The organism is Micromonospora zamorensis (assembly GCF_900090275.1).
GTDB classification, from domain to species: Bacteria; Actinomycetota; Actinomycetes; order Mycobacteriales; family Micromonosporaceae; genus Micromonospora; species Micromonospora zamorensis.
Genome location: NZ_LT607755.1, coordinates 4,433,827 through 4,446,379 on the forward strand (window position 1 = coordinate 4,433,827; position 12,553 = coordinate 4,446,379).

General features: G+C 72.4%; 10 protein-coding genes and 1 pseudogene. 4 read left to right on the forward strand and 7 right to left on the reverse strand.

Annotated elements, in window-relative coordinates; genetic code table 11:
* Positions 1-6: 6 nt before the first annotated feature.
* From mraY to mraZ, 7 genes and pseudogenes are all read right to left on the reverse strand, one after another.
* The gene (gene mraY, locus GA0070619_RS19430; protein WP_088949380.1) at positions 7-1,131 is read right to left on the reverse strand and encodes a phospho-N-acetylmuramoyl-pentapeptide-transferase; all 1,125 of its coding nucleotides are present in this window, start codon (positions 1,129-1,131) and stop codon (positions 7-9) included.
* Positions 1,128-2,525: a UDP-N-acetylmuramoyl-tripeptide--D-alanyl-D-alanine ligase gene (locus tag GA0070619_RS19435; protein WP_088949381.1), complete on the reverse strand. Its 1,398-nt coding sequence runs from the start codon at positions 2,523-2,525 to the stop codon at positions 1,128-1,130. Before GA0070619_RS19435 ends, mraY begins: the two co-directional genes overlap by 4 nt.
* Positions 2,522-4,084 (reverse strand): UDP-N-acetylmuramoyl-L-alanyl-D-glutamate--2,6-diaminopimelate ligase, encoded by a 1,563-nt coding sequence (locus tag GA0070619_RS19440; protein ID WP_088949382.1) that lies wholly within the window; start codon positions 4,082-4,084, stop codon positions 2,522-2,524. The genes GA0070619_RS19435 and GA0070619_RS19440 overlap by 4 nt, the downstream gene beginning before the upstream one ends.
* Before the next feature lie 52 nt (positions 4,085-4,136).
* Positions 4,137-6,344, reverse strand: a complete 2,208-nt coding sequence (locus GA0070619_RS19445) for a peptidoglycan D,D-transpeptidase FtsI family protein (RefSeq protein ID WP_088949383.1) — start codon at positions 6,342-6,344, stop codon at positions 4,137-4,139.
* Between the two features lie 3 nt (positions 6,345-6,347).
* A complete protein-coding gene (gene ftsL, locus GA0070619_RS19450; protein ID WP_088949384.1) occupies positions 6,348-6,953 on the reverse strand; it encodes a cell division protein FtsL in 606 nt (201 codons plus the stop codon).
* Positions 6,943-8,052 (reverse strand): annotated as a pseudogene (gene rsmH / locus GA0070619_RS19455) (16S rRNA (cytosine(1402)-N(4))-methyltransferase RsmH). The gene ftsL and the pseudogene rsmH overlap by 11 nt, the downstream one beginning before the upstream one ends.
* A 205-nt stretch (positions 8,053-8,257) precedes the next feature.
* Positions 8,258-8,689 carry a division/cell wall cluster transcriptional repressor MraZ gene (mraZ, locus tag GA0070619_RS19460; RefSeq protein ID WP_088949385.1) on the reverse strand — a complete coding sequence of 144 codons (432 nt, stop codon included), beginning with the start codon at positions 8,687-8,689 and terminating at the stop codon, positions 8,258-8,260.
* A gap of 355 nt (positions 8,690-9,044) precedes the next feature.
* On the opposite strand from mraZ, the gene GA0070619_RS19465 reads away from it, so the two are divergent.
* The 4 genes from GA0070619_RS19465 to GA0070619_RS19480 are packed head-to-tail and all read left to right on the forward strand — an operon-like array spanning position 9,045 to position 12,469.
* Positions 9,045-10,292 (forward strand): MurT ligase domain-containing protein, encoded by a 1,248-nt coding sequence (locus GA0070619_RS19465; RefSeq protein WP_088949386.1) that lies wholly within the window; start codon positions 9,045-9,047, stop codon positions 10,290-10,292.
* A complete protein-coding gene (locus GA0070619_RS19470; protein ID WP_088949387.1) occupies positions 10,282-11,001 on the forward strand; it encodes a type 1 glutamine amidotransferase in 720 nt (239 codons plus the stop codon). The genes GA0070619_RS19465 and GA0070619_RS19470 overlap by 11 nt, the downstream gene beginning before the upstream one ends.
* Positions 10,998-11,681, forward strand: coding sequence for a TVP38/TMEM64 family protein (locus GA0070619_RS19475; RefSeq protein WP_088949388.1), 684 nt, complete (start codon positions 10,998-11,000; stop codon positions 11,679-11,681). Before GA0070619_RS19470 ends, GA0070619_RS19475 begins: the two co-directional genes overlap by 4 nt.
* 2 nt (positions 11,682-11,683) lie before the next feature.
* Positions 11,684-12,469, forward strand: coding sequence for a phosphotransferase (locus tag GA0070619_RS19480; protein WP_088949389.1), 786 nt, complete (start codon positions 11,684-11,686; stop codon positions 12,467-12,469).
* Positions 12,470-12,553 lie beyond the last annotated feature (84 nt).

Sequence of the window (12,553 nt, forward strand, 5' to 3'; positions counted from 1 at the left end):
GGCCGATCAGGTCATGTTGGCGAGGAACTCGCTGTAGAACAGGCCCAGGGCGATGGCCACGCCGATGCCCGCGATGATCCAGAAGCGCACCACGATGTTGACCTCACTCCAGCCGGCCAACTCGAAGTGGTGCTGCAGGGGCGACATCCGGAACACCCGTTTACCGGTGGTCTTGAAGGAGATGATCTGGATCACCACGGACATCGTGATGATCACGAAGAGCCCACCGATGATCGGCAGCAGCAGGATGGTGCGGGTGGACATCGCCATGCCGGCGATCAGACCGCCCAGCCCCAGCGCCCCGGTGTCGCCCATGAAGATCCGTGCCGGGGACGTGTTCCACCAGAGGAAGCCCACACAGGCCCCGGCCGCCGCCCCGGCTATCAGCGCGATCTCCAACGGGTCGCGGACCTCGTAGCAGTACGGCTGGGTGTAGTTCGGGTCCGCGCACCAGTGCCGGTACTGCCAGAACGCGATCAACGCGTACGCGGCGAGCACCATCACCGAGGCGCCGGTGGCCAGACCGTCGAGGCCGTCGGTGAGGTTGACGCCGTTCGTCGCGCCCATCACCACGAAGATGAAGATGATCACCGCGCCGACCTTGCTGACCTCCAGGGCGTCGATGTCCCGGATGAAGCTCAGCGTGGTGCTGCCCACCGTCTCGGTGTTGGTCGCCAGGCCCGAACCGTCGGTCATCGTGCTCGGGAACCACAGCGCGATCACCCCGAAGACCGCGCCGACCAGGATCTGGCCGAGCAGCTTGCCGCGCTTGTTCAGCCCGGCGCTGTTGCGCTTGCGCACCTTGAGGAAGTCGTCGAGGAAACCCACAGCGCCGGAGAAGACCATCAGCCCCAGCAGCACCAGCGCCGTGATGGTCGGCTCCACCTGGGCGATCTGCTGGTCCGGCAGGCTGGTCAGGGCCAGGTGCCCGGCCACGTACGCGATCACCGTGGCCAGGATGAAGACCACGCCGCCCATCGTGGGCGTGCCCTTCTTGCCTTGGTGCATGGCCGGGCCGTCGGACCGGATCGGCTGACCGGCCTTGAGCCGGGTGAACAACTTGATCGCGATCGGGGTGCCGAACAGCGAGACGAGGAAGGCGACCCCGACGGCGACGATGACGGCCCTCATCGGGTTGGCTCCCCACCGGCGTCGGCGCGCAGGGCGTCGGCCACCTCCCAGGTCCGATACCGGGAACCCTTGACCAGGACGACATCACCCGGTCGTAGCTCGCCCCGCAGCACCTCGACGGCCGCCGCCTGATCGGTGAGCAGCACCGACTCTCCTCCCCAGTTCGCTACCGCTGTCGCGCCTTCGTGGATCGGCGCTGCCGGCTCACCCACCACGAGCAGCCGGTCGACGCCCAGCTCGGCCACGAGTTGGCCGACCTCGGCGTGGCCGTCGCGCTCGAACGGGCCCAGCTCGGCCATGTAACCGAGCACCGCGACGGTACGCCGCCCCTGGCCGATACTGGCCAGCGCCCGTACCGCCACCGCCATCGAGGCCGGGTTGGCGTTGTACGAGTCGTCGATGACGGTCACCCCGTCGGGGCGGTCGAAGACGTCCATCCGACGGGTCGAGACCAGCCCCAGCTCGCCGAGGGCCGTGGCCAGCTCGGCCAGCGGCATGCCCAGCTCCCGGGCGACCGCCGCCGCGGCGAGCGTGTTGCCGACCTGGTGACGGCCGGTCAGCCCGAGCCGCACCGACGCGCGGCCCTCCGGGGTGACCAACGTGTACGACGGGTGCCCCCGCTCGTCCAGCGTGACGTCCTCGGCGCGCACGTCGGCGTCCGGCGCCTCGCCGTAGCGGACCACCCGGGCCCCGGTGCGACCCGCCATCGCGTCCACCCGCGGGTCGTCGGCGTTCAGCACCGCCAGCCCGTCCGCCGGCAGAGCCTCGACCAGCTCTCCCTTGGCCTGGGCGATGGCGTCCTGCGAGCCGAACTCGCCGATGTGCGACGTGCCGACGTTGAGCACCACGGAGATCCGGGGCGGCACCAGCTCACACAGGTACCGCACGTGCCCGATCCCCCGCGCGCCCTTCTCCATCACCAGGTAGCGGGTGTCCGGCCCGGCCTGCAACGCGGTGTACGGGTGACCCAGCTCGTTGTTGAACGAACCGGGCGGCGCCACGGTGGCCCCGAGCCGGGCGGTGAGCTGACCGATCAGGTCCTTCGTGGTGGTCTTGCCGGAGGAGCCGGTCACCCCGATCACGGTCAGCTCCGGCAGCCGGTCCACCGCGGCACGGGCCAGCCGGCCCATCGCGGTCAGGGCGTCGTCCACCAGCACCATCGGCACCCCGGGCACCGCACGGCTGCCGAGCACCGCCACCGCGCCGGCCTGGATCGCCGTCGCCGCGTAGTCGTGCCCGTCGACCTTCTCACCGGGGAAGGCCACGAAGAGCGAACCGGGCCCCACCTTGCGGGAGTCGAACTCCACCGAACCGGTCACTGTGGCGGCGGGATCGGCGGCCTCCAGCCGCCCGTCGACCGCCGCGGCCACCTCGGCCAGGCTCAGCGTGATCACCGCTGGACCGCCAGGTCCCCGAAGCGGGCCCGCAGCGCGTCGGCCAGCTCGATGCTGTCGTCGAACGGAAACACCTCGCCCGCCACCTCCTGGCCGCGCTCGTGCCCCTTGCCGAGCAGCGCGATGACGTCGCCCGGCTCGGACAGCCGAACCGCCTCGTCGATCGCGGCGCGGCGGCCGGCCACCTCGATGATCCGGGCGGCCGTTCCAGCCCGGTACGCGCCCGCGAGCACCTCGGCGCGGATCTCCGCCGGGTCCTCGGTACGCGGGTTGTCGTCCGTCACCAGCACCAGGTCGGCTCCCTCCGCCGCAGCCGCGCCCATCACCGGCCGCTTGCCCCGGTCCCGGTCACCGCCGGCGCCGATCACACAGATCAGGCGTCCGGCGCTCAACTCGCGCAGCGCGGCCAGCGCCGCCACGATCGCGTCCGACTTGTGCGCGTAGTCGACAACGCCGCGCACCGGCGCGGCGACGTCGACCAGCTCCAGCCGGCCCGGCACGCCACGGCAGGCGGCCACCCCGGCCGCAGCGGTCGTCGGGTCCACCCCGGCACCGACCAGCGCGGCGATGGCCAGCAGCGCGTTCGCCACGTTGTGCCGGCCAGGCAGTGCCACCCCGGCGTCCAGGACCACGCCGTCCGGGCCGTGCGCGGTGAACCGCTGCGCGTACCCCTCGCCGCCCACGCCGTCGGCCCACCAGCTCGCGCCCTGGTCGCCGGCCGCCGAGTAGGTGACGGTGGCCGGCTTGTACAGCGGCTTCAGCGCCGGGTCGTCGTGGTTGAGCACCTCGACCGCGCACCGCCCGTCGAAGAGCTGGGCCTTGGCGGCGAAGTAGTCGTCGCTGTCGGCGTGGAAGTCCAGGTGGTCGGAGCCGAAGTTGGTATAGCCGCCGACGGCGAACCGGACGCCGCCCACGCGACCCATGGCCAGCGCGTGGCTGGAGACCTCCATGACCACCGCGGTGACCCCCCGCTCGCGCGCGGTGGCCAGCATGGCGTGCAGGTCGGTCGCCTCCGGAGTGGTGCGCACACTGTCGATCACCAGATCACCGAGCCGCGTCTCGACCGTGCCGATCAACCCGGTGGTGTGGCCGGCCGCCCGCAGCCCCGACTCGATCAGGTACGCGGTGGAGGTCTTCCCGGCGGTGCCGGTCACCCCGATCACGGTGAGACCGGCGGTCGGGTCGCCGTACACAGCCGAGGCCAGCTCGCCGAGCACGGCACGCGGGTCGGGCACCACCAGGACGGGCAGCCCGCTGCCCGCGGCCAGCTCCGCACCCGCCGCGTCGGTCAGCAGTGCCACGGCACCCGCCTCGGCGGCGCCGGCGGCGAACTCCGCGCCGTGCCGGCGAGCGCCGGGCAACGCCGCGTACAGGTCGCCGGGATGGACCTCCTGGCTGGCGTGGGTGGCCCCGGTGACGACCACCTCGGCGGCGTCCGCCGGAAGGTCGACGGCGAGTCGGACGGCGAGATCGCCGAGCCGGACTCCGGTCACGGTACGTGGACGTGGATTGCCGGGCACGGCGTCAGACCCTACCCCGTCGTCCGGTTCCGGCCGCACAGCCGCCCCGGTGGTTCGTCGGCACTCACCGATGATGTCCCGCCATTGCTGCTCAGCGCGGATAGACCACGAACTTGGGTGCGGAACCACCGGTTGACGGTGGTACGCGGTAGTGACGCAGCGTGAACTGCATCATGTCGCGGAACGCCGGGCCGGCGATCGCCGCGCCCCCGAAGTTGGGCGCGTACACGAAGACCGCGATCACGTACCGGGGGTTCTCGGCGGGTGCCATGCCGATGAAGGAGGACACCTCGCCGGGCTGCTTCTTGCCGTCCACGTACCGCCAGCCGGTGCCGGTCTTGCCGGCGACCCGGTAGCCGGGGACCGCGGCGGTGAGCCCGGTGGCATGGTCGACGGTGGTGACCGCCTCCAACATCTCGCGCAGGTCCGCCGCGTTCTGCGGGCTGAGCACCGATCGGGTCGCCGGAGCGGGCGCGGGAGTGCGCTTGCCGTCCGGACCGATGATCTCCTTGATCAGATGTGGCTGCACGTACGTGCCGTTGTTGGCGATGGCGGCGTACGCGGCGGCCATCTGCAACGGCGTGGCGTCGACGCTGTGCCCGATCGGCACCGACCCCTCCGACGAGTCGCTCCACTCGTCGGCCGGCAGCAGACGTCCGCTGGCCTCCCCCGGCATTCCCTCGCCGGTGGGCTTACCCAGCCCGAACCGCTTCTGGTAGTCGATCAACCGGTCCTTGCCGAGCTGGCCGGCGATCGTGATGGTGCCGACGTTCGACGAGTAGGCGAGCATCCCCGGCACGCTCATCTTCTTGCCGTCGGCGGGATGGGTGTCGGAGAACCAGGTGTCACCCTTCTTGATGCTGTTGGCGATGGGCAACGCCGTGTCCCGCGTGATCACACCCTCCTGCAACGCCGCGCCGAAGGTGATCGCCTTGTGGATCGAGCCGGGGTCGACGACGAAGCTGGTCGCCGCGTCCTCCCGGGCGACCGGGTCGCTCGGGAACGGCTTCGCCGCGCTGTAGGTGGGATTGCTGGCCTGGGCCAGCACCGCACCGGAGGGGATCTCGATGATCACTGCGACGCCGGTGCCGCCGCGCTGCTGGGCCATGCCCGCGCTGAGGATCTGCTGCGTACGGAACTGCAGGTCACGGTCGATGGTGAGGGTCAGCGAGCTGCCCGGCTTGGCGGGAGTGGTCTGGCTGTAGCCACCCGGGATCGGCGCGGCGAGGTCACCGAGGCCGGCCTCGTACACGCGCTTGCCGTCCTGCCCGGCGAGCACGTCGTCGTAGCGGGCCTCCAACCCCTCCAGGCCGGCCATGTCCTGACTGGTGAAGCCGATCAGGTTGGCCGCCAGGTCACCGCCGGGCACGTCACGGCTCTCGTCGCGGTGCACCCCGATGCCGGGAAGCTCCAGCGCCTGCACCCGCTTGGCGGTCGGAATCTCCACACCCCGGGCCAGGTAGGCGAACGTGGACAACTTGCCGTTCTCCAGCCTGCGGGGCTTCATCAGCTCGACCAGCTTCGACGACGGGATGCCGAGGAGCGGGGAGAGCGCCGCCGCCGTGCTGGCCGGATCCTTCACCTCGGTCGGGTCGGCGAACACGTAGCGGGCCTCGACACTGCGGGCCAGGGGCGCGCCGGTGCTGTCGTAGATCGCGCCCCGCGGCGCCGGCAGCTCGACAGTGCGCAGGCGGTCGGCGATGCCACCCCCGGCGTACGCCGGAGCGTCGACCGCCTGCAGGAAGATCAGCCGGATCCCGATGACGGCGAACAGCGTCAGGGCGAGCGCGGTGCCCAGCCGCAGGCGCAGTCGCGACTCGGCCAGCTTCGGAGGGCGCGGTGGCTTGCGGGACGGTCGGCGGGCCGCCGGTCGGTCGGTGCGCCGCGGCGCGCGTGGCGTGGTCCGGCGGCGTGGCGGCGGCTCGTCGACGCCCGGGGCACGCGGGGTGCGCGGCGAGACGGTGCGCACGACGCCTCCGCGCCCGGCCGCCGGAGCGTCGCGCCGGCCGGCCCGGGCGGCGGCCCGGCCGCCGTCGAGCACCTGCAACGCCGGCCGGAACGGGTCGCCGGAGCGGGTGCTGCGCGGCGTGCGCCGCTGCTCGGCGCCCCCGCTGCGCGCCGGCGTGCCGCGTTCCTCCCGGACAGTGCGACCCCTCGGGGTGTACGCGCGAGCCCCGGAGATGCCCCCGATGCCCGGCTCGCCCGTGCGGGACTCCCCGTCGACGGGGCCGGCGTCACGCGAAGAACCGCGCCGGGCCCCCGTGGGGTCCCGGCGCGGCTCGTCCGACCTTGGTGGCACTGGTCAGCCTCCCGCACCCTGGCTGGTCACCGACGGCTTGCCGGTCGCCGGCTGCGGCACGCCGATCGTCTTGCCGTCCGGCAGCCGGATGTAGCCCGGCTCGCCGGCGTCCACCAGACCCAGCCGCCGCGCGTTGGCGGTCAGGTTGCCCGGCGCCTCGGCCTCGGCGATCTGCTTGTCCAGTTGCTGCTTCTCCAGGTCCAGTCGAGCCTGCTGCTGCTGCAACCGCTCCAACCGGAACGCGTTCTCATTGATCTTGGTGTTGACCGCCAGGATGCCCAGCACCCCGCCGACCACCAGCAGCACGATCAGCGCCGCGAACGGCGCGCGCGGCACCGACACCGGCGGTGGCGGCGCCACCCGCAGCCGAGGCGGGCGGGCGACGGTGGCGCTGGCGGCCTTCTCGACCGGTCGCAGCGCGGCGGTGCCCTGAGTCGGGAACTCGCGCGCCCCCCGGGCGCGAGTCTCCCCCTGCCGATTCGTTCGATCGATGCGTGGCGTACCGTTTCCGAGGCGCGGAGCCCGCTCCGCCGCGGTCCGGCCCCCCGACCGCGGTGCGCGCTGCTCGCCGCCGGTGACGTCCCGGCGGCCGCGCTTGTCAATGTTCATGTCCCTCCCCCTCAACGTCCGTCCCTCTGCCGTCCCGGTGCCCCTGACCCCCCACGGATCAGGCGGACCCCGTGCCCGGTTGGTGCATTCCCTTCACCCGTCGGCGAGACCGTTCGCGGTCGGTCCGCCCAAGCTCTGTCGCGTTCGGGTCGAGTCGCTCCGCGGCCCGCAGCCGCACCGAGGCGGCGCGCGGGTTGGCGGCGACCTCCGCCTCCCCGGGCAGTTCGGCGCCACGGCTGAGCAGCCGGAACGTCGGACCGGACCCGGGAAGTTCGACCGGGAGGTCGACCGGGCCCGTGTTGCGGACCCGGCCCGCGAGCGCCGCCTTGGTGAGCCTGTCCTCCAGCGAGTGGTAGGACAGGACCACCATGCGACCGCCCACGGTCAGTGCGTCGAGCGCGGATGGCAACGCTGTCTCCAGCGCTGCCAGCTCTTTGTTTACCTCGATCCGTAAAGCCTGAAACGTTCTCTTTGCCGGGTGTCCGCCCGTTCGTCGGGCCGGCGCCGGGATGGAGTCCCGGACCAGCTCCGCAAGCAGCGCGGACGAGGTGATCCGGGCGCGTTCCCGCTCCCGGATGATCGCCGAGGCGATCCGGCCGGCGAACTTCTCTTCGCCGTAGACCCGCAGCACCCGGGCCAGGTCCGGATGCCCGTAGGTGTTGACCACCTCCTCGGCGGTCACCCCCCGGGTCTGGTCCATCCGCATGTCCAGTGGCGCGTCCTGGGCGTACGCGAACCCGCGGTCGGGCGCGTCCAACTGCAACGACGAGACACCCAGGTCGAACAGGATCCCGTCGATGCCCGGATAGCCCAGCCGGTCGAGCACGTCCGGCAGCTCGTCGTAGACGGCGTGCTCCAGGTGCACCCGATCGGCGAACCGGGCCAGTCGGACCCGCGCGTGGGCGAGCGCCTCGGTGTCCCGGTCGAGCCCGATCAGGACCGTCTCCGGGTGCGCCTCCAGCACCGCCTCCGCATGCCCGGCCAGGCCGAGCGTCGCGTCGACGTAGATCGTCCGGCCGCCTCGACCCAGCGCGGGGGCCAGCAGCTCGAGACACCGCTCGAGCAGCACCGGCACGTGCGTGCCGCGCAACTCCCCCATGATGACCCCCACTGGTTGAAACGTCCGTTCTCTTCGTGCGCCTGTCGTCGGACGGCGCTGCCGTCGTACCGCCAGATCCCCATCCGCTCCCGCCGGACACCAGACCGTCGCCCGATGACTGGATCGTGCGCCTGGCACCGGGGAAGGGGTGCCAGGAACTCGAAAGCGGCTGGAGATCTCGCAGTACGTCGGGCGCCGTTCCGCCCTACAGACCGCCTGGCAGCACCCCCTCCTCGATGTCGGCGAAGTCGTCTTCGCTCTCGGCGAGGTAGGTCTCCCAGGCGACCTTGTCCCAGATCTCCACCCGCGTGCTCGCGCCGATGACCACCAACTCGCGGTCGAGCGCGGCATACTCCCGCAGATGGGCTGGAATGGTCACCCGACCCTGCTTGTCGGGAACCTCGTCGTGCGCGCTCGCGAAGAAGACCCGGCTGTAGGCCCGGGCCGCCTTGTGCGTCATCGGCTGCGCGCGCAACTGCTCCGCGATCCGCTGGAACTCAGGAGTCGGGAAGACGTAGAGGCAACGATCCTGCCCTTTGGTGACCACGACACCCCCCGCCAGCTCATCCCGGAACTTGGCCGGAAGGATCAACCGGCCCTTTTCGTCCAGGCGCGGAGTGTGGGTGCCGAGGAACATCGGCCCAACCCCCTCGCCCTTGAGCGGCGTTCGCGGCGCCGCTGACCCCCCGGGCCGGTGAGCCCTCCCGGCCTCACCATTGGTCCCCACTCTACTCCACTTCCCTCCACCCGCAACCAGATTCGCCCGCGTGGCGCGCCCGATCGCCGCCTAAAACAGCACGTCACAAGGGGTGGAGCGGAGTGGAGGGCCGAGACCGCCCTCCGGCGTGGTCCGCTTTCCGACATAGATCGACTCCGTCCGGCGGAGGTCCACCCGGCCGCCCGCGCAGCCACCACGGCCGAACGGTTCACCGTCGGCGGCGATCTGGCGGGGCGGGCGGTCCGGTAACCTCGCTCGCGTGACCGACGCGAAAATGCCCCTACGGGCCAAGGTGGCCAGCTCCGTGTCACGGACCGCCGCAGCGCTCTCCCGGGCGGCCGGCCGCGGCGACGGTTCGGTGATCGGCGGTTGGATCGGCCTGAAGATCGACCCGGACCTGCTGGCCCACCTGTCGGCCGGGCGGGCGATCGCGCTCGTCTCCGGCACCAACGGCAAGACCACCACCACCCGGCTGACCTCGGCCGCGGTCGGCGTGCTCGGCCGGGTCGCCACCAACTCGTTCGGCGCCAACATGCCCAGTGGGCACACCTCGGCGCTGGCCAAGGCCGGCAGCACCCCGTACGCGGTGCTGGAGGTGGACGAGCACTACCTCGCCCAGGTGCTGGAGGCGACCGAGCCGCACGTGGTCGCGCTGCTCAACCTCTCCCGCGACCAGCTCGACCGCGCCAAGGAGGTCGCCATGATGGCGCAGCTCTGGCGCGCGGCCCTGGTCCGGCACACCAACGTGCGGGTGGTGGCCAACGCCGACGACCCGCTGGTGGTGTGGGCCGCCACCCCGCCGGGCGACCCCGCCCGAGGCATCAACCCGCCGCACGTGACCTGGTTCAGTGCCGGCCAGCGCTGGCACGACGACTCCTGGGTCTGCCCGGAGTGCGGCTCCACCATCCAGCGCTCCGGTGACCAGTGGTGGTGCACCGGCTGCCCGCTGCGCCGACCGGAGCCGAACTGGGTCGTCGAGGACGAGGGGGTGCTCGACCCCACCGGGGCCTGGCACAAGGTCTCGCTCCAGCTGCCCGGCAAGGTCAATCTCGGCAACGCCGCGACCGCGCTGGCCGTGGCCGCCGAGTTCGGCGTCCGTCCGGTCGACGCGGTGTCCCGCCTCGGCATCGTCACCTCGGTGGCCGGCCGTTACGCGCAGGTCGACAAGGACGGGCGCAACATCCGGCTGCTGCTGGCCAAGAACCCGGCCAGCTGGCTGGAGGCCTTCGACATGGCCGACGACGCCCCGACCCTGCTCTCCATCAACGCGCGCGACCCCGACGGTCTGGACACCTCCTGGCTCTACGACGTCGACTTCGCCCCGCTCCGTGGCCGGCAGGTGTTGATCACCGGCGACCGGGCATACGACCTGGCAGTCCGTCTGGACGTCAACGACGTGCCGTTCCAGCACGTCCGCACGTTCGACGACGCGATCCGGTCGGTCCCGCCCGGGCGGCTGGAGGTCATCGCGAACTACACCGCGTTCCAGGACATCCGAGCGGAGTTGGACCGTGTCATCTGAGAGCCTGCGCATCGTCTGGATCTACCCCGACCTGCTGTCCACCTACGGCGACCGGGGCAACGCCCTGATCCTCGCCCGCCGGGCCCGCCAACGCGGCATGCCCGTCGAGGTGTTGGAGGTCCGCTCCGACCAGCAGCTGCCCGCGACCGCCGACATCTACCTGGTCGGCGGCGGCGAGGACGGCCCGCAGGCGCTGGGCGCGCAGCGCCTGCTCGCCGACGGCGGTCTGCACCGGGCGGTCGCCCAGGGTTCGGTGGTGTTCGGTGTCTGCGCCGGCTACCAACTGCTCGGCACCTCGTTCTTCGCCAAGGGCGTGCAGTGCCGCGGCCTGGAGCTGCTCGACCTCCAGTCCGACCGGGGCCCGAGCCGGGCCGTGGGCGAGCTGGCCGGTGAGATCGACCCCCGGCTGGGCCTGCCACCGCTGACCGGTTTCGAGAACCACGGCGGCCGCACCCACCTCGGCCCGGAGGTCTCCCCGCTGGCCCGGGTCACCGCCGGGGTGGGCAACGATGGTGCCACCGAGGGCGCGTGGCGCGGCAAGCTGCTGGGCACCTATTCGCACGGCCCGGCGCTGGCCCGCAACCCCGCCCTGGCCGACCTGCTGCTGCGCTGGGCCACCGGGGCACACCAGCTTCCTCCGCTGGACGACACCTGGCCCGACCGGCTCCGCAACGAGCGCCGCTCCGCGGTGGCCGCCGCCCGGCAATGATCCGAGCCGTCCGTCGGCTGCTCCGGCAACCGTCGGCCGCCCGGTTCGCCCTGCTCGTGCTGCTGATCGGCGGGTGCGGGCTGCTGCTCCTCCTGGTGCCCCGTCCGGATCCGGAGCAGTTGCCGCTGCTGGCCGACCGGCTGGGCGACCTCGCCCCGGTGGCGGCGATCCTCGGCGGCGCTCTGCTGCTGGTCGCGCTGGTACCCCGTACCTTCATCACGCTCGCCGCGGGCGCGATCTTCGGCCCCCTGGAGGGCGCCGCGTACGCCCTGGGCGCCGCGTTGGTGGCCGCGGCGATCGGGTTCACTGTCGGCCGGCTGCTCGGCCGGGAGTTCGTGGCCGAACGGGTCCGTGGTCGCCTGGCCCGCCTCGATGGCTGGTTCGCCCGGCAGAGCGTGTTCGGTGTGGTCACCGTGCGGCTGCTGCCCATCGCCGGCTTCGGGCTGGTCAGCTACGGCTACGGCACGACCGGCGCGCGGGTGCTGCCGTTTTTGGCCGGCAGCGTGATCGCCTCCGCGCCGACCGCCGTCGGCTACGCGGCGATCGGCTCGGCGGTCAGCTCGCCCGGCCACATCAACTGGTATGCCGCCGCACCGGCCAGCCTCGGCCTGATCGCCAGCGTGGTGCTCATCCACCAGTGGTGGCGTGCCGAGCGCCGACGCCGTCGCATGCCGGTCTGACAGTGGCCGAGCCGACCGCCGGCCCGGCCGGGGAGCCACTGTCCGGCGGATTCGTCGCCGACGTGGTCCGGATCGGGGACACGGTACGACGTACCCCGCCCGCCAACCTGGACTTCGTCGGCGCGCTGCTGCGCCACCTGACCGGGGTGGGCGCGGACCTCGCGCCCCGCCACCTGGGCGTCGACGCCCACGGTCGGCAGATGCTCAGCTACGTCGCGGGTCGGGTGCCGTGGCGGGACCGGGAGGATCCGGCGTTCTTCGCCGACGCGGCGCTGGTGCGGCTGGCCGAGCTGATCCGGCGGCTGCACGACGCGTGTGCGGGCACCGGGCTGGCGGGCGACGCCGAGACGGTGTGCCACCGCGACCTGTCGCCGAAGAACACTGTGTACCGGGACTCCCCCGCCGGGCCACTGCCGGTGGCCTTCCTCGACTGGGACCTGGCCGGCCCGGGCCGGCGGATCGAGGACGTCGCGTTCGCAGGCTGGCACTGGGCCGCGTTGGGCGAGGGCGCCGACCCGGTCGAGCTGGGTCGGCGCTGCCGGCTCCTCAGCGACGCCTACGACGCGGCGTCGACCGCGACCGCACCGGCCACGCTGGCGCGGGCCGAACTGGTGGGCGTGATGCTCGACCAGATCGAGAGCACCTGGCGGGGCATCGACGCCGGCACCGACCGCGACGAGCCGGGCATGCGCCGCCTGCGCGACCAGGGCACGGTCGAAGGAATACGAAGCTGGCAGAACTGGCTGAGCTCCCACCGCGGAATCGTGGCGGCCGCGCTGAAGGCCTGACCGCCCGTGCCCGGGTCGATCATGAAGTTGTGGTGGGGGATCAAACCCCTGCCACGGGGCGAACCAGGCACCACAACTCCATGA

Coding starts and splice junctions, on each gene's coding strand:
- mraY (WP_088949380.1), bottom strand. CDS start 1,131: ATGAGGGCCGTCATCGTCGCCGTCGGGGTCGCCTTCCTCGTCTCGCTG.
- ftsL (WP_088949384.1), bottom strand. CDS start 6,953: ATGAACATTGACAAGCGCGGCCGCCGGGACGTCACCGGCGGCGAGCAG.
- mraZ (WP_088949385.1), bottom strand. CDS start 8,689: ATGTTCCTCGGCACCCACACTCCGCGCCTGGACGAAAAGGGCCGGTTG.
- GA0070619_RS19465 (WP_088949386.1), top strand. CDS start 9,045: ATGCCCCTACGGGCCAAGGTGGCCAGCTCCGTGTCACGGACCGCCGCA.
- GA0070619_RS19475 (WP_088949388.1), top strand. CDS start 10,998: ATGATCCGAGCCGTCCGTCGGCTGCTCCGGCAACCGTCGGCCGCCCGG.